Origin of the sequence: Paenibacillus sp. FSL R5-0908 (genome assembly GCF_038006245.1) — a bacterium.
In the GTDB taxonomy this organism is placed as follows: Bacteria; Bacillota; Bacilli; order Paenibacillales; family Paenibacillaceae; genus Paenibacillus_AQ; species Paenibacillus_AQ odorifer.
Genome location: NZ_JBBOUV010000001.1, coordinates 3,741,938 through 3,758,850 on the forward strand (window position 1 = coordinate 3,741,938; position 16,913 = coordinate 3,758,850).

Annotated in this window: 13 protein-coding genes and 1 pseudogene; 10 read left to right on the forward strand and 4 right to left on the reverse strand. The window is 41.9% G+C overall.

From position 1 onward, the window contains the following. Nucleotides 1–76 precede the first annotated feature (76 nt). The 6 genes from MKZ09_RS17105 (at nt 77) to MKZ09_RS17130 (ending at nt 8,108) form a co-directional block, all read left to right on the forward strand. The gene (locus tag MKZ09_RS17105; protein WP_076203943.1) at nt 77–1,843 is read left to right on the forward strand and encodes a cache domain-containing sensor histidine kinase; all 1,767 of its coding nucleotides are present in this window, start codon (nt 77–79) and stop codon (nt 1,841–1,843) included. Next, nucleotides 1,833–3,437 carry a response regulator gene (locus tag MKZ09_RS17110; RefSeq protein ID WP_076203940.1) on the forward strand — a complete coding sequence of 535 codons (1,605 nt, stop codon included), beginning with the start codon at nt 1,833–1,835 and terminating at the stop codon, nt 3,435–3,437. The genes MKZ09_RS17105 and MKZ09_RS17110 overlap by 11 nt, the downstream gene beginning before the upstream one ends. Nucleotides 3,438–3,639: 202 nt before the next feature. Next, entirely contained in the window at nt 3,640–4,032 is a 393-nt protein-coding gene (locus MKZ09_RS17115) for a hypothetical protein (protein ID WP_232061351.1), read from the forward strand. After that, nucleotides 4,019–4,504, forward strand: coding sequence for a nitroreductase family protein (locus MKZ09_RS17120; protein ID WP_076203931.1), 486 nt, complete (start codon nt 4,019–4,021; stop codon nt 4,502–4,504). The genes MKZ09_RS17115 and MKZ09_RS17120 overlap by 14 nt, the downstream gene beginning before the upstream one ends. An 18-nt stretch (nt 4,505–4,522) precedes the next feature. Next, nucleotides 4,523–6,262 carry an ABC transporter ATP-binding protein gene (locus tag MKZ09_RS17125; RefSeq protein WP_076203927.1) on the forward strand — a complete coding sequence of 580 codons (1,740 nt, stop codon included), beginning with the start codon at nt 4,523–4,525 and terminating at the stop codon, nt 6,260–6,262. Further along, on the forward strand, nt 6,249–8,108 hold the full coding sequence (locus MKZ09_RS17130; protein WP_076203924.1) for an ABC transporter ATP-binding protein: 1,860 nt from the start codon (nt 6,249–6,251) through the stop codon (nt 8,106–8,108). Before MKZ09_RS17125 ends, MKZ09_RS17130 begins: the two co-directional genes overlap by 14 nt. A gap of 317 nt (nt 8,109–8,425) precedes the next feature. On the opposite strand, the pseudogene MKZ09_RS17135 reads toward MKZ09_RS17130, so the two are convergent. Next, nucleotides 8,426–8,965: pseudogene (locus MKZ09_RS17135) on the reverse strand (TetR-like C-terminal domain-containing protein). Between the two features lie 67 nt (nt 8,966–9,032). On the opposite strand from MKZ09_RS17135, the gene MKZ09_RS34470 reads away from it, so the two are divergent. Continuing rightward, entirely contained in the window at nt 9,033–9,236 is a 204-nt protein-coding gene (locus MKZ09_RS34470; protein WP_076203921.1) for a dihydrofolate reductase family protein, read from the forward strand. A gap of 99 nt (nt 9,237–9,335) precedes the next feature. Here the strand turns inward: MKZ09_RS34470 and MKZ09_RS17140 are convergent, their stop codons facing one another. Next, nucleotides 9,336–10,466, reverse strand: a complete 1,131-nt coding sequence (locus tag MKZ09_RS17140; protein WP_081394237.1) for a glycosyltransferase family 61 protein — start codon at nt 10,464–10,466, stop codon at nt 9,336–9,338. Nucleotides 10,467–10,819: 353 nt separating this feature from the next. Between MKZ09_RS17140 and MKZ09_RS17145 the strand changes: the two genes are divergently transcribed. Next, nucleotides 10,820–11,800, forward strand: a complete 981-nt coding sequence (locus MKZ09_RS17145) for an aldo/keto reductase (RefSeq protein WP_076203914.1) — start codon at nt 10,820–10,822, stop codon at nt 11,798–11,800. Nucleotides 11,801–12,259: 459 nt separating this feature from the next. Here MKZ09_RS17145 and MKZ09_RS17150 read toward each other — a convergent pair whose 3' ends face one another. Further along, on the reverse strand, nt 12,260–13,123 hold the full coding sequence (locus tag MKZ09_RS17150; RefSeq protein ID WP_076203911.1) for a helix-turn-helix domain-containing protein: 864 nt from the start codon (nt 13,121–13,123) through the stop codon (nt 12,260–12,262). 142 nt (nt 13,124–13,265) lie between these two features. On the opposite strand from MKZ09_RS17150, the gene MKZ09_RS17155 reads away from it, so the two are divergent. Continuing rightward, nucleotides 13,266–14,762, forward strand: coding sequence for a glycoside hydrolase family 43 protein (locus tag MKZ09_RS17155; protein WP_076203908.1), 1,497 nt, complete (start codon nt 13,266–13,268; stop codon nt 14,760–14,762). Between the two features lie 490 nt (nt 14,763–15,252). Here the strand turns inward: MKZ09_RS17155 and MKZ09_RS17160 are convergent, their stop codons facing one another. After that, a complete protein-coding gene (locus MKZ09_RS17160) occupies nt 15,253–16,161 on the reverse strand; it encodes an AraC family transcriptional regulator (protein WP_076133338.1) in 909 nt (302 codons plus the stop codon). Between the two features lie 156 nt (nt 16,162–16,317). Between MKZ09_RS17160 and MKZ09_RS17165 the strand changes: the two genes are divergently transcribed. After that, nucleotides 16,318–16,908 carry an NAD(P)H-binding protein gene (locus MKZ09_RS17165; RefSeq protein ID WP_076203904.1) on the forward strand — a complete coding sequence of 197 codons (591 nt, stop codon included), beginning with the start codon at nt 16,318–16,320 and terminating at the stop codon, nt 16,906–16,908. Nucleotides 16,909–16,913: the final 5 nt, after the last annotated feature.

A 16,913-nucleotide genomic window follows, 5' to 3' on the forward strand; every position in this document is an offset into this window, starting at 1 on the left:
TGCTATACTAGTGTCGTATTGAAGTAGCTATAAATAAAAGTCCGTATTCGCTTAATTGTCGGCCAGGAGGTTACCGATGAGGTTTGCACGTATCCGATCACAAATCGTTTTTTACTACTTGGCCTTATTAGTGGTTTCGATGATTGCAAGCGGTATTATGTACCAACGAATCAATGAGAAATTCACCGTGGAAAAGGTAGGTGAGGTATCGCTTCAAACCTTAAACGCCATGAATTCCGGAATCGAATCACTTCTTGACAGCACGAATAATTATTCTAAGATGATCGTGTCGAACAATACGGTTCAGGAAATTTTGGGCAGTGATCTGGCGGGTAACGACATCGGGATTTTAACTTACAAGCTAGAGGTGGCTCTGTCAGATTTTATGCTCGCAGAGCCTTCTATCTCTTCTGTTTATCTATTCGATAATGCAGGACGTAAGTTTGCGATTGATTTGCAGTCTGCAAAACCGATCAGAACGGATGGGATCGAGTCAGCGGAATGGTACTCCGAGGCGGTCGCCTTGGACGGAAAAGCAATTTGGAGGAAAAATGCCGGAGGTATCTTCAATTTTGAGACGAAGGAACCCCAGCAGGATCCACAATATATTTCTCTGATTCGCATCGTAAACGACATGAACACTTCCAAGAAAATAGGAGTATTAGTCGTGAACATTACTGTTCAGGAACTGAAAAAAAGCTATGAACGTTCGATCAACGATAATAAACCTGATTTAATGATCGAAACTGGATATGAGTCACTCCTTGATTTTACACGGCCTGAATTATCGACTTATACAAACTCTTCTATGCTTGATGTGCCGCTCGGCAGTAGCAAAATCGTAAAGATCAAAGATCATAATTATCTGATCTCTTCTCTGGTTTCAATGGATCGTGGTTGGAGGTTTACTAGCGCTCAGCCTCTGGGGGAATGGGAAAGCCCCTATCGTCAATTTAATCTGATGCTGTTAATGATTATGTTGTTTAATTTCATTTCTATATTTTTAGGTTCCGTCTGGATTTCTAGATTCATTACTACACCTATTTTACATATGCTGCGATCCATGAAAAAAGTGGAGATTGGAGATTTCAGTTTGGTTCGGTACGAGGCTAGAACTGATGAGCTGAACCAGTTGAAAGATAGGTATAACAATATGATTATGACCATTGAGCAAGCGCTGAAGCGGGAGAAAGAAGAGCAGAAATTGATTCGGAAACTCGAATTGGATATTTTGCAGCAGCAAATTAAACCACATTTTTTATATAACACGTTAGAATCAGCTGGCTATTTAACTTTGTCAGGAAATAATAATGAGGCGTACCAGATTATTTCTGAGCTTGCAGCCTTCTATCGTCAGAGTCTTAGTAAGGGCAGTGATGTAGTAACGTTAAGAGAAGAAGTAGAGATCACTAAAAGTTATTTGAGTATACAAAATATTCGCTATCCAGAAATTTTCACCAGTGAAATTGATGTGCCGGAAGAAGCTAAGTATGTTCGTATACCTAAATTGACGCTTCAGCCGCTTGTAGAAAATGCGCTTTATCATGGTATTCGCCCTTTAGGGGAGTGTGGTAAGATTCGCATCCTTGCCCGAATTCAGGGGAATCGACTGAAGCTAGTCGTGGAAGATGATGGTGTGGGGATGAATGAAGACAAACGCCGGGAAATGCAAGCTGAGCCCTATGGGCAAAATGAGTCCAGTTTTGGGTTGCGCGGTACTTTGATGCGTCTGAAGCTGTACTATGGGGCGGACATGAATTGTAGTTTGGTCAGTGCACCGGGAGAAGGAACTCGGATTGAATTGGAACTACCGCTTGAGGAGGGGAATAGTCATGGAGCTTGAACTGCTCAGAGCCATTGTTGTAGATGATGAAATGAATGCGAGAAAAATTGTTCCCATCATTATAGATTGGCAAGCGGTTGGTTACAGATTCGTAGGTGAGGCCTCGAATGGAAGCGAAGCGTTAGATCTGATCGAAACCATGAAACCGGATGTAGTATTTACAGATATCAGTATGCCTTTTATGGATGGACTGGAATTAAGCCGGTTGATAAAAGAAAGGTATCCGCTAGTCAAAATTGTAATCATCACTGCACATCCCGAATTCGAATATGCAAAAAAAAGCCTGGAGATTGGAGTGCAAAATTTTATCTTGAAGCCGCTTCAAGCCGAGGAAGTACGAAGAGTTGTGGTAGATCTTCATGGGAAAATCCGGGAAGAGACAGAGCGGTGGAACGAATATCAGGAGCTGAATCGACAGTTAAAAGAAAACGCCGTTCAACTAAAAGAAAAATTTCTAAATGATTTGCTTTCAGGCCTCTGGGACCCCGATCAGCTGGTTAGCCGATTCCATTACTTTTTTCCTGACTCAGCGAACAGCTTGTTTTCAATCATGCTCATTGAACTTCAAATTCCCTTAGAAGAAGGGGAGGAACAACGAATCCTGCAGTCTTTGCGTTGTAAGAGGTTTATTGATTACGCGCTTGAAGAGTATGAGGGAATTGAAGTTTTTTTTGATAACAGTCAACGGATTGTCCTTCTTAATAGAAAAGATAATCAGAATCTTACGAAGATTGGAGAGTGGCTGGCCCAATCGCTCCATGAAAAGCTTGAATATAAAGCATCCATTGGCGTAGGTAGTACCTGTACGGATTTCAATAGGATCAAAGAATCCTATAAAGAGGCGCTGGAGGCAGTTAGATATGGTAAGTTAAAGGGCAGTAACGCCATCTATTTTTTTAATGATGAAATTCATTTCGGGGGCCGATCCTGGGAAGTTAAGACGAATGAAATTGAGGAAATTTTGTTTTTTGTAAAAGCTGGTATCTTAGACAAGGCTATGCAATCCATCGAGAAAATGTTTCAGGATTTGGAGAAGTCCAAGGCTTTTTCTGTGGAAAGAGCTAGGTTGGTTTCCGCTCAATTTGTCTCCACATTAATCAATTCACTCGCTGAAATGGGAGTTAAACTAGATAATAATCTTTCTTTCGATATTTCGCCATATAAAAGGATTTTTGAGCTTGATAGCCTGCCAGAAATGCAACAGACATTGCTAGAACTCACAGAAAAGGTAACCTCTCAAGTAACCCGGGCACGAAGCAAAAAAACCAATAACATTATCCATGAAGTTAAAGACTTTATTCAACAGGAGATGCACATTCCGGAGATGTCTTTATCCTATGTATCGAATAAATTCCACATGAATTCCAGTTACTTTAGCCGGATCTTTAAGCAGGACACAGGGGTTAGCTTTACGGAGTATCTTCTCAAGTGCAGAATGGAAAAAGCGGTGAAGCTTCTGAATGAAACGGATTGGAAAGCTTATCAAATTGCTGAGAAGGTAGGCATTAAAGATCCATTTTACTTCAGTAACTGTTTTAAAAAAGTAATGGGAGTGTCCGTTCAGGAGTATAAGAAAAATAGTTTTTCCCTATAAATCACTCCGTTGAATTTGATGATTTTTCTCTTTAAGCCCGCACTATATGCGGGTTTTTTTATTGTTTTTCCAGATATAAAGTAAGCAATAATGATGTTACAAAATGGAAAAATGATCTTGACAGAAATGGTTTATATCGTATACATTTGTATACATGAAGATCTCGTATACAAATGTATACATTACAAAAGGAGGAAATAAAATGCGTGAAGGACATGTCGGCAAACGTGGCGGTCATAGAGAGCATGGAGAGCACAGAGATCGTGAGGGACGTGGTGAACACAGAGATCGTGGCTTTATGAAACATGGGATGACGGAATCAATGGATCAACATCCTAAAAGTGCTCAAACTTTTCGCCGTGGCAGAGCCATCGCTTTTTTAGATAAGCTTATGGTTAACCGGGCTACATTACAGCGGCAGTTAAATCAGCCAGAGCTTGAATCGATTAAACAAGTGGTTAGCGGTGAATTAAAAGCAACGGAAGCGATCATTGAAGAGTTTAAACAAATCTTTCAGATTCATGAGATCGCTCCAGAAGATACAACATCAAATGTTAAAAAAGAGGAGAGTAAAGAAAAAGATGAAAATAACTGAGCTCATTAAAACCCGCAGAAGTACAAAACAATTCAAACAGACTCCAATTCGTGAAGAGGAGTTACATTCATGGCTGGAGGCTGCAAGTTACGCTCCTAATCATCGTATGACCGAACCTTGGGAGCTTCTTTTCATCGGACCCAATACTAGAGCGAAATTAAAACATAAGACGGATTTTGGCAACGCACCTGTTGTTTTTGCAGTTCTGTCTAAGCCTGCCGCAACTGCGTTTGAACGCGATGAGAATGTTATGGCTGCTGCTTGTTTCGTACAAAATTTCCTATTAGCTGCACATGAAGCAGGTGTAGGTACGTATTGGGCTTCGTTGGGGGCTTTGCCTCATAATCGTGAGCTTCTTACTGTTCAAGAAAATTACGATGTTATAGGGATATTTGGAATGGGGTATCCGGAGGAAGTGCCGAATGCGAAACCCAGAACACCGATTAGTTCTAAAATCACGTATTTATCTTAAACAATTGAAGGTGGCGGAATGTGGAAGCTTAAGCATTATTTGAGGCCATATTGGATTTGGTGTGTGTTGGCACCATTGCTGATGCTGGTCGAAGTGACTATGGATTTACTACAGCCCACGCTCATGGCGAGCATTGTGGATAAGGGTGTTATGACAAAAGATTTGTCTCATATTTTCTCGACCGGACTGATCATGCTCGGTGTAGCGTTTATCGGTCTAATTGGTGGGGTGGGCTGCACTATTTTTTCGAGTATTGCTTCTCAAAACTTTGGTAATGATTTACGGATTAGCTTGTTTGAACATATTCAGAAATTTTCTAACAAGAACCTGGATCAATTGAAGACGGGCTCACTGATTACGCGGTTAACAAATGATGTGGTGCAGCTGCAAACCTTTGTGCAAATGATTTTACGGAGTATTCGATCTCCATTGCTATTAGTCGGAAGCTTGGTGATGGCGATCCGGATTAGTCCTATGCTGACCCTCATCCTAGCCGTTGCCGTGCCACTCTTGAGTTTAATATTATATGGATTAATCCGGCTTTCTTTTCCTTTGTTTCAGAAAATGCAGGTCAAATTAGACGGTGTGAACACAGTGTTGCAGGAAAATTTATCGGGCATCCGTGTAGTCAAAGCATTCGTCCGCGCTAACCATGAACAGAAACGCTTTAATACAGCTAACAAGGATTATACAGAAATTGCGATAAAAGCGGTACGGTTAATGTCATTAAATATGCCGCTAATGATGCTTGTACTAAATGCCAGTATTGTTGCTGTACTATGGTTTGGGGGAGTGCAAAGCTGGAACGGTGGGCTGCCAGTTGGTCAGCTGATCGCTTTTATTAACTATATAACCCAATTGTTGATGTCAATGCTGATGTTAAGCAATATGTTGACCTTCTTCTCACGAGCCAAGGTTTCTGCCGATCGGGAGAATGAAGTATTTTCCACCATTAGTGAGATTACAGAAGTTACCAACGCTAAAAAAGATGCCATACACAACGGTCGGATCGTATTTGACAATGTATCTTTTGCTTATGATCCTACGGATGAAAATCTAGTGTTAGACGGTATTAATTTCACTGCGGAGCCAGGAGAAACAGTGGCCATTCTTGGTGCCACCGGTACTGGTAAATCATCATTGGTCAGCCTCATTCCCCGGTTTTACGAAGTGTCCTCTGGATCTATCACTATTGATGGCTCCGACACTCGTATGATTGCTCTGGAAGATTTGCGTAGCAGAATCGGATATGTTATGCAGCAGGCTATTCTGTTCAGCGGTACTATCCGCGATAATATCCGATATGGCAGACCGGATGCCACAGATGAGGATGTGGAAGAAGCAGCAATCGCCGCTGAAGCTCACAATTTCATTTTAGAACTTCCACAGGGTTACGATACAGAGCTCGGCCAGCGTGGCATTAACCTGTCCGGTGGGCAAAAGCAGCGGCTTTCGATTGCACGGGCACTTTTAATTCAGCCAACAATCCTCATTATGGATGACAGCACTAGTGCGCTCGATGCAGCGACAGAGTCACGAATCCGGCAGATGTTAAAAACACGGCTGCGCAGCAGCACGAATATTTTGATAGCTCAGCGTGTCACCTCTGTAATTGATGCTGATCGTATTCTGGTATTAGAAAACGGCCGAATTGCTGTACAAGGTACACATGATGGGCTTATGAACAGCAGTGAAATATACAGAGATATTTGGAGATCACAGATGAAGGGAGAGGAGGTGCCTTATGTCAAAGCTTAATAACGGCATGAACACCACTCCTTTTAATCGATCAGGCGGATTCGGACCTGGATCTGGGCCTGGATCTGGCCCTGGACGGGGCGGAGCTGTGCCAATCGTACGCGCTAAGAATCAAGCGGGCACACTCAAACGCATTTGGACGTATTTGAACCGCCAGCGGTTCGGGCTAATCATTGTATATGTATTTACAGTGTTGAATGCAATCCTTTCGTTGATTGGGCCTTATCTAATCGGTAAAGCGATTGATACTGCCGTAATTCCCCACGATTATCAGGGTCTTATTCGCTTTTGTCTACTCCTAATAGGTATTTATGGGCTAAGCAGTGTAGTTGCTTGGGTGCAAGCCTATGTTATGACCTCTGTTTCACAGAATACCGTGTTTGAGCTGCGTCGTGATCTGTTCAGCAAATATCAACAGCTACCGATTAAGTTTTTTGACACGCAAGCTAACGGAGAACTAATGAGCCGGGCAACAAACGACATAGAGAGCGTATCCAGTACACTTAATCAGAGTGTGACCCAGTTATTAAACAGTTTGATCACACTAAGTGGTTCACTAGTGATCATGTTAATGATGAACGTTCCGTTGACCGTAGTTTCACTGATAACGATCCCTCTTGTGTTATTGTCCAGCCGTAAAATCATAGGTTTAAGTCGAACTTATTTTAAAAATCAGCAACGCCATCTAGGTGAGCTGGGTGGATTTATCGAAGAAACCATCAGCGGACAAAAAGTGGTCAAACAATACAGCAGGGAAGAGACAGAAGTGAAACGGTTCCGCAAAATCAGCGGAGAGTTGAATAAAGTCGGCATTAAGGCACAAATTGTATCCGGATTAGTGGGACCGGTCATGAATATGATTAATAACCTTGGATTTGCGATCATTGCCGGGGTGGGCGGCTGGATGGCTTTTCATAACATGGCTACGGTTGGCGTAATCGTTAGCTTCCTTACGTATTCCAAACAGTTCGGACGACCGATCTCCGATCTTGCTAACCAGTACAATCTAATTCAGTCGGCAATTGCTGGTGCGGAGCGTGTGTTTGAAGTAATGGATATGCCATCCGAATATGGTGACGGTGATGAACAAAGTGACGATCTGCCTAGGTTAAAAGGGAACGTTGTTTTCAAAGACGTTTCATTTGCTTACAAGCCGGATTCACCAATTCTGAGTGGGGTTACGTTTGAAGCAAAACCCGGAGAAAAAATTGCACTTGTTGGCCCAACGGGTGCTGGAAAAACGACCATTGTTAACTTGCTGATCAGATTCTATGATTTGAGCAGCGGCTCCATATTCATTGATGGGCGCGAGATTGGAGAGCTAGATAAAAATGCACTTCGTAGTCAATTGGGAATGGTATTGCAAGACGCGCATGTATTCTCGGGAACGATTCGGGAAAATATTCGCTTTGGCCGTCTTGATGCGACAGACCAAGAGGTAGAGGAAGCGGCAAGTTTGGCCAATGCAGATGCCTTTATCAATAGACTTCCGCATGGATATGAGACTATTCTCCATGCGGAAGGCAGTAATTTGAGCCACGGCCAGCGTCAGCTTTTAACGATTGCCCGCGCCATTCTAGCTGATCCAGCTATTTTGATCCTAGATGAGGCAACCAGCAGTGTGGATACGCGTACGGAAATGCATATTCAACAGGCGATGGAAAAGCTAATGAAGGGACGAACAAGCTTTGTGATCGCTCATAGGCTTAGTACCATTCAGGATGCTGATCGTATACTCGTTATTCAGGGTGGCGGAATTGCCGAGCAAGGCAGTCATAAAGAGCTTCTTGCGCTGCAAGGTGTTTATTACGAGCTGTACAATACCCAGTTCAAACGTGCGATTTAAAAGAATCATTTACTTGAACCGATAACATTTGTAAGTAGATGCTTTTATCGGACTCATCTGACCGTAAAGGCGAGATTTTCTGATTTTCAGAAGATTAAAGGACCCCACTGCAGCTATTTGGTGTGAAAAACACCAAATATAAGTCACTTTCTAAGGAATAACGTCCTTGAGGTCCGAAGCCCTGCTTCAAGAGCCGAAAACTACCAAATAACGTCATCTGGGTCCGAAGTCCTTAAAAAATGTGTAATCTATTGCGTAATGAATGCCCGATAAAAAAGAGCGACGATTCACCTATTATAGGAGAATCGCCGCTTTTTTTATAAATTCCTCTCTAATAATGTTCCGAGTTGTTCAGCCAAGACTTGATAGGTTACAGGTCTTTCATTCTTGAACCACCATTCCACTACCCCTGCATAAGCCGATGCAACAAAACTAATAATAACCTCTTCATTTAACCCTTGGTTTATTCCTGCGGTGACATTTACTTCATGCCGAAACTCATCGAGAAGAAAGTTTAAGAAACGATTTCGAAAATAAGGAGCAACTTACCTCGCTAACATCATAGAGAAGAAAGAATAATTTCTATCGAAGTATTCCGTCCAGATCAACGTTGTCTCGATAAAATCCAATTCAGACGCGGATTCACAAAGTGATCTTAAGACCTCTATATGTTCCTCTATATGTTCCTCTATAAGCTAATCTAACAAATCATATTTATCCAGATAATGAAGGTGGATCGTTCCGCGGCTTACATTTGCTATGTCGGAAAGATGCTGTATGGTAATGTCGTCAAAATATTTCTCAAACGTTAGTTCAATAACAGCCTTTTTAAGCGCATCTTGAGTTTTGAATTTCAGAAGGAAGTCACAATAGAACAGAGGATCATATCATTGAAGTACTCATTTATTTCCAATCGATGGATTGATGCTGGAGGGTGGGGGCGTTTTATATGGCTCTTTCCTGAATGAAGATTTAATTGATGAGTTGAGCTTGGTTATAGTTCCCATCGCAGATGGTTCCTCTAATTCTGTGACCTTATATGAAATGGATGCATCTATGAAACTGCAGCCCCCAGCAAATTTCAGCTTAAAAGTGAAAAAAAACTTGCGAATGATAGGCTGTGGTTGAAGTATGTAACACAGCGTGATTAAATCTATGTTTCTTAAAAAGCGCAAAGCAAAATATGCTTTGCGCTTTTTGAATTTGAGAAAGTAGTAAGCAAACTTCTCATTCCAAGCCTGCCAGATGCATCGTTTGTTTCAGACGATCTACGTTTACATAGATGTCTTCCAGTCCTGGAAAACGAATCGCAGGATCTGCTACACCTTGCCCGTACACCATATAATATTCGAGATTATTATGGTTGCTGATCATCCAATAGGTTGGAACAACATGCTGGGCATGGAAAATTTCAATGACCTGTGTTCCAGGCTGGCAAAAAGCCAGATTAGCGAGTCCAGCACCATGCGGACCTAAGATTACTTTCGCTGAGGCAAATAATTGGATTTGTTGGGCAACCGTCCAGTCTTCTAGACAAATCGGTACGATATTAAATTTCTCTAGGCAGCGGATGACATCATCTTCATTAACCAACCTTCTTGAGCTTGCTTTTTTTCGTGAGATATAAAAACGTTCCGGAGTGGCTAGTGTTGTTTCTCTATGCGGTAACAAAAATCTCCGCAGTGTATCCGTGGTCCAAGGAGGATAATGTGAATTCATCATTAAGGAAGGGACAAGTAGCTGGTCAGCTTGAACATATGCTTCTGAATTCGTCCGGATCACCAATGACTCGGATATCCCAAGCATGGCCCACGTTTGTTCCACAAAGGGTCCGTACGGATTTGGATTCATGATAATAGTGGAGTAAGTGATTCCGCTCGATTGAAGCATAGCTAATCTAGGAAGTACATCATACATCCAATGAAAATAGTTATGGGCTCCGCAAAATGTTAACAACGCCGCGGTCCCGGCAAAATGTTGAAGCTGAGGATGGTTCCACCGGTGAAACACTGGGTGCTCATCTGCTTCAAGCATCCTGTATTGTTCAGCATCATATTCTTGGGAAAGATCAAAGATCAATTTCCCTTCTGGTGTTAGAACAGCACCAGATTCTCCCCATACCTTCCCTCTGGAAATGGCGGCTACGTATCCGCCAAAGGGTTCTAAACAATAAGGTGTTAGTGCTGGAGCAATGCTCGTTTCAATGCTTTTGGGCGCTTTGAACTCAGCCGCCCGTCCGAAGTCAAAAGGAACGACATTCCCAGCTTCCTTTGTACTGTTTTCGTTGTGGGAAGTAAAGTCCCAGATGCTTTGGTAATATCCTTGGGGTGGTACCCCTTGTGCAGAAAATAACATCATGTCACCTCATATTCCCAAGTAGAAGCGCAGAAACCTTATTAAGCTATTTTATGAAATGAAGAATCTTCGGACACAGGCTTACTCGGAAAGAGGCGGATGAACAAGATTTGATTCAAATGCTGTTATTACTTGATTAGTAGGCTTGACATGGACCAGGATTGAATATAAATTCAGTTTATTCAAACGCTGTTTAAATCATCGATTAGGTCCAATGTACTGCCGGAAGTGTTAACTATTCCCCAGTTCCTTTTAATCGGTATGCGTTGGACCTTTTTTTATGAATTAATATTTACCACTTTAAGACAGCGCAATAGGATATTACAATTTAATTAGAAAGTGTGGATTCGAGATATATGAAGTATACAAAACTTGGAAAAACGGGGCTGGACGTATCCCAACTGTGTTTAGGTTGTATGAGCTTTGGTGTTGCCGAACGTTGGATCCATCAATGGGTGCTTGATGAGAAGCAGAGCCGTGTTATCATAAAAAAAGCGCTTGACCTGGGTATTAATTTTTTTGATACAGCGAATGTATACTCCGATGGAACGAGTGAAGAAATCGTTGGACGAGCGATTAAGGATTATGCCAATCGAGACGAGATTGTTTTAGCAACTAAGGTCTTTAACCGTATGCATGAAGGTCCGAACGGAGCTGGATTATCCCGGAAAGCAATTATGAGTGAGATTGATAAGAGTCTCAAGAGATTGGGAACAGATTATGTAGATCTATATCAGATTCATCGTTGGGATTATCACACACCTATCGAAGAAACGATGGAAGCTCTTCATGATGTAGTGAAGGCTGGTAAGGCAAGATACATAGGTGCCTCAGCAATGTATGCTTGGCAGTTTCAAAAAGCGTTATATGTAGCGGAGAAAAACGGTTGGACCCGATTTGTATCTATGCAAAATCATCTCAATCTTATCTATCGTGAAGAAGAACGAGAGATGCTGCCGCTTTGTAAGGAAGAGAATATTGGTGTTATTCCCTATAGTCCCCTTGCATCAGGAAGACTTACACGAGACTGGGCGGTATCAACTCATCGTTCAGAAACTGATCAGATTCAAAAATCTAAATATGATGGAACTGCCGATACCGATCAATTAGTCGTGGAACGAGTTGCAACAATCGCGGAAAAACACGGTGTTCAACGGATTCATATCGCTCTTGCTTGGTTGCTTCAAAAAGAACCGGTTACAGCACCTATCATCGGGGCTACAAAAACATCGCATCTCGAAGATGCCGTAAATGCGTTATCCATTACTTTAACCTCTGAAGAAATTGCGTTTTTAGAGGAGCCTTATGTACCACATTCCATCGTTGGTTTTAATTAATAAATAATCAATGAGGGAGGATAATCCCGTAGAGCCGAAGTCAGCGATGTTTACCAACGTTTAACTGTATTTTGTACAACTATATTCCTTCAAATCACTCAGCTCGTGGATATAAGTGTACTTCGTACATCTATTTCCTTGATTTTCTACCCATTAGGTGGGTTTGGTTGTTTTTAGTTGTATAGAATGCAGTTAAAGTATGAAGTTTCCTTTTGCGTACGGAATAAGTGTATAGAATGCAGTTATCTCCCAGATTCCATTAAAACGTGGAGCTACATGAATGCGGAGAGGAACTTCCGATCGCTTCAAGTCCAAGGTTTGTTAAAAGCGATTATCGACCATTAGTTTGTTTATATTCACTTGCCCATAATCTGATCAGGTAAGCCGCATTAATCCAAAAACACCAGACAGTGATTTTCCAATAATAGGAGAATCGCTGCCTGGTGTTCTTTTTTACTCTCAAAGCTTGTTCCTATAGACCTTAGGTGAGATCCCATAGATTTTAGTGAATTGGCGGGTAAAATAATTGCTATCACTAAACCCGCATTCATGTGAGATTTGGGTGATACTGAGGTTAGAATGCCTTAATAGCCCGCAAGCCCGTTCCAGACGTAAACGATGAAGATAAGCGATCGGGGTTGTCTGATAGTAGGAGCGAAAGATCCGGTTTAAGTGTCTGACTGAAATGTCCGAATGTTTGGCGATTTGATCCAGTGTTAAGGGCTCAAGATAACGATCTTCCATATATGAGAGTGCAATCGCCAAATGTATCAGAGGGTTCCCCTGAATCCCTTTTTCCTGTTGGTCATAATGTCTGGACAAATAGACGACCAGTTCCATAAACTTGGAGCCCAGCATGGTCTGATAACCCTGTAGCTTGTTGTGATATTCTTCAATCATGCCCGCTATGAGAAAAGAGACATACTCCAGGTTAGGAATCGGCAAGCTGAGTTTGCTTGTGTAGGAATGTTTATGGCGATACAGGGGTTCCAACACAAATAATGCTTGAAAGCCGTTGGATGTCCGCAAATCTGCTCCAGCTGTCGATAGCATTTCAGGCTGGAACATAATATTGCAGATCTTGAAATCTTGAGGATCTTTAAAAGCATGCGGGGTCGAACCATTAATTATAAACACATTTCCCTTTTTGATAAAAGACTCCTCAGTATTAACAATATGTGTAGCTGTGCCACTCATTACAATTACGAGCTCTGAAAAGTCCGCATGTCTATGTAGATCTGTGTCTTCGTCGTGATAGCCGTATTGAATAAAAAATGGTAATTGACGATCAGATGTAAACCATTTTAAATAAAATTCACTCAACTCGTTACCCTCCAAAAGCTTGCCTAGATGAATGTCTATATCATGCTATTTTAGGACCGAATAATCAAGGCTTTCTATCCAGTTGAAGCATATAATCCTTGACATAGGTTTCAGTGATTAAGATAGAGAAGGAGAATACTACATGAAATATAAGAATCCGATTATCCCGGGGTTTTATCCAGATCCAAGCATTTGCAGAGTAGACGAGGATTATTATCTGGTAAACAGTTCATTTGCTTATTCTCCGGGAATACCCATTTGGCACAGCAAGGATTTGGTGCATTGGAAGCAGCTTGGGTACTGTTTGACTCGTGAGAATCAGCTTCAATTTGATGAATCCGTGGTGTCCGGAGGTGTTTGGGCGCCGACTCTTCGTTATTATAACGGACGTTTTTATATGGTTACGACAAATCAGGATAGCGGAGGTCATTTCTACGTTTGGGCAGATGACCCGGCAGGCGAATGGTCGGATCCACTTTATGTGGAGCAGGAAGGCATTGATCCCTCCTTGTTTTTTGATGATGGAAAGGTTTATTTCACAAGCACAGGCTCTGAACAAGGGATGGGGATCTACCAATGTGAGATTGATATTGAAACGGGGCAAAAGCTTAGCGATACACGCTTGATCTGGACTGGCAGCGGAGGGAAATTCCCTGAGGGTCCACATCTTTACAAAATAAACGATTACTATTACTTGATGTGTGCAGAAGGTGGGACAGAATATGGACATATGGAGACTATAGCAAGAAGTAGATCGCCATACGGGTCTTATGAATCGTCTCCTCACAATCCGATTTTGACTCATCGAAGTTCAGATTACCCCATACAAGCTACAGGGCATGCCGATTTAGTTGAAGCTCAGGATGGTAGCTGGTGGGCAGTATTTTTGGGGATTCGACCAGTAGGTTATCCTTACCGTCATCATCTTGGCAGAGAGACATACTTGGCTCCGGTTCATTGGACGGAGGAGGGGTGGCCAATGATTGGTGATAACGGAGTGGTTGGATTAGAAATGGAAGCGGACCTGCCTTCACCAACGCCGTGGGAAGAAGAGCCTGAAACAGACGATTTTAATCAATCTGACCTAAGAATGAGCTGGAATTTTATTCGTAATGCTAATAAGGTGGATTGGTCATTGCAGGAACGGGGAGGGTGGCTAGCTTTACGAGGATCAGATGTGAGATTAAACGAAAAGGGAACGCCTGCTTTTATTGGCTGTAGACAACGGCATTTGAATTGTGAAATTACCACCAAAATGGAATTTAGCCCTCTTGATGGTGACGAAGCTGGTCTTGTAGTTTTTATGGATCAGCAGTATCACTACGCAATTGGACTAACGCAGATGGAAGGTATAAAGGTTATAGCGTTGCGCAGACAGGTAGGGAGCATTAGTGATGTGGCATATTCTTCGCCTTTCGAAGGCACGGCGGTAGAATTGAGAATCCAGGCTTTACCTGAAAAATATATGTTTTACTATCGAGGTGTGGATCAAATATGGCATCTGCTTGGCGAAGCCGAGACACACTTGATATCTACTGAAGTCGTAGGCGGATTTACTGGAGTATTCTTTGGTATGTATAACTACTCTCCTAATCGGACAACTGCTTATTATGATTGGTTTAGCTATCAAAAGAAATAAAAGGCGTTCGGCTACGTGATGGTCAGAAAAAGCAGTGTGATCTTGTGAAAACCACAAAGCAGCGATTCTCCAAGTATGGATGAATCGCTGCTTTGTGGTTTTTGGTTGTTGTTGTTGTTGTTGTTGTTTGGATATCGTTGTTTTTTTGTCGTAGTTGGTTGACTGCCTCGGCTTGTATTTATCAACCTCTTGGGCTTAAGGACCGAGAGGACGTTATTTGCGTATTTATCCCTTTTTGAGCATAGTTTCGGACCCCAGTGCAGCTATTACTTCGAAAGCGATTCAGATTGAGTGTTTTTGGAGCCAATAGCGGCTATGCGGTCCTTTAGCATCCCAAATGTGAGATAATACTGCGTTTAAGGTCCTCTGGGTCCGATAGTAATAAGCTCAATAGCGATAAGCCCGATAGATTCAGTGTGTGCGCAAAGGTTACCTATACATGTTGGTCTTTAGCGGATAGTTCCACATTGTGAATAAAGAACACGTTCTTTTATCCTATGAGCATATTTTCCTTCAAACGCTTGATGTCTGCTCTAGGTGGTGAACCAAACATCCGAGAATATTCGCGGCTGAATTGTGATGCACTTTCATAGCCAACACGGAACGCGACATCCGCTGCATCCGCTGATTCAGATAATAAAAGGCGGCGAGCTTCCTGTAAGCGCAGATGCTTTTGAAACTGAATAGGACTCATGGCAGTTACTTCTTTGAAGTGTCTATGGAACGAAGAAATACTCATACTGGCTGTTTCAGCAAGCTCTTCAATCCGCAAAGGTTTATCACAGTTCTCGATAATCTGTTCGATGGCCTCCCGAATGCGGTAGGTGCTGCTACCTTCCATCGCAATTTGAGCGAGTGTAACTCCATATGGTCCCTGCAGAAGCCGGTATAGAATTTCATCAGTATAAATCGGAGCCAAAAACGGAATGTCTTGGGGATCATCCAGCAAACGTACCAATCTCAGGATCGCATCCAATAGTGATAACTCTATTTGTCCGACATACATAGCTCGCTTAGCATTTTCTTTCGGAGCGAGTTTAAATTCGGAATCATTTAGTACCTTCAATATCTGACTCTGCGTAAATTCTAGTTTGAAGCTTAAATAGGGTGCGTTGGGAGAAGCTTTTATAATCTGACCGATAACGGGTAAATTCATTGATGATATTAGATAATTTGCGGGACCATACTCAAAACGCTCCTTGGCCAATAAGATCTCTTTTGTTCCCTGCGCAATGAAACATAAAGAAGGTTTGTATACTCTGTATACTGGCTCGGTCACATTGGAGTTACGAATCACAAACAATGAGGGGATAGCGGTCTCATACACTCCATCCTGGCTCGAATGATGTTCAATCAATCTGGCGAGTTCTTCTTTCCGCTCTAGTAATTCTTTAGACATGTGCTCCTCCTAATGTTTTGTTCTTATTCAATTATAAAGTAAAAACATCTTTTGTGTTAGTGATAGTGAGAGGAATAGGCAATCATTTAAGATAATTGAGATAACGGCGTTCACTTCATTTATCGCATAATTAGAACTAAGAAAGGGGTTTTGAAATTGAGCAATGTTTTGATCTTAGGCGCTAATGGCGGAATTGCACAACATGCGATTGATTTGTTTTTGAACGAAACCGATGCCCGGTTAACACTTTATCTCCGCAACTCGGACAGATTAAGCCATATAACATCCAGCCGTGCTCGAATAGTTGAAGGAGATGTGTTGGATGGTGAGCAATTAAAAGAAGCAATGATCGGGCAAGATGTTATTTATGCTAATCTGGCAGGTAATTTGGAGAAAATGTCTAAAACTATCGTTGAAACAATGAACACCACTGGTCTTAAACGTTTGATTTTTATCAGCTCAATGGGCATTTACGATGAAGTTCCTGGCGAGAAGTACAGTAGTATATTGGATCCATATCGTAAATCAGCAGAGATCATTGAAGCTTCAAATCTTAACTATACAATTTTAAGACCTGGATGGTTTACCTATAAAGATGAGATAGACTACGAAACAACTCAGAAAGGTGAACCTTTTAAAGGGAGAGAAGTGTCGCGAAAAAGTGTGGCTGCATTAGTTGTTAAGTTGGCCGAGTCACCAGATATGGAAATTCGACGCAGTTTAGGAGTAAACAAACCCAAAATCTAAAGGAG

Excerpts from the sequence above, each read along its gene's own strand:
- MKZ09_RS17105 (WP_076203943.1), top strand. The coding sequence starts at position 77 with ATGAGGTTTGCACGTATCCGATCACAAATCGTTTTTTACTACTTGGCC.
- MKZ09_RS17110 (WP_076203940.1), top strand. The coding sequence starts at position 1,833 with ATGGAGCTTGAACTGCTCAGAGCCATTGTTGTAGATGATGAAATGAAT.
- MKZ09_RS17115 (WP_232061351.1), top strand. The coding sequence starts at position 3,640 with ATGCGTGAAGGACATGTCGGCAAACGTGGCGGTCATAGAGAGCATGGA.
- MKZ09_RS17120 (WP_076203931.1), top strand. The coding sequence starts at position 4,019 with ATGAAAATAACTGAGCTCATTAAAACCCGCAGAAGTACAAAACAATTC.
- MKZ09_RS17125 (WP_076203927.1), top strand. The coding sequence starts at position 4,523 with ATGTGGAAGCTTAAGCATTATTTGAGGCCATATTGGATTTGGTGTGTG.
- MKZ09_RS17130 (WP_076203924.1), top strand. The coding sequence starts at position 6,249 with ATGTCAAAGCTTAATAACGGCATGAACACCACTCCTTTTAATCGATCA.
- MKZ09_RS34470 (WP_076203921.1), top strand. The coding sequence starts at position 9,033 with ATGCTGGAGGGTGGGGGCGTTTTATATGGCTCTTTCCTGAATGAAGAT.
- MKZ09_RS17140 (WP_081394237.1), bottom strand. The coding sequence starts at position 10,466 with ATGATGTTATTTTCTGCACAAGGGGTACCACCCCAAGGATATTACCAA.
- MKZ09_RS17145 (WP_076203914.1), top strand. The coding sequence starts at position 10,820 with ATGAAGTATACAAAACTTGGAAAAACGGGGCTGGACGTATCCCAACTG.
- MKZ09_RS17155 (WP_076203908.1), top strand. The coding sequence starts at position 13,266 with ATGAAATATAAGAATCCGATTATCCCGGGGTTTTATCCAGATCCAAGC.
- MKZ09_RS17160 (WP_076133338.1), bottom strand. The coding sequence starts at position 16,161 with ATGTCTAAAGAATTACTAGAGCGGAAAGAAGAACTCGCCAGATTGATT.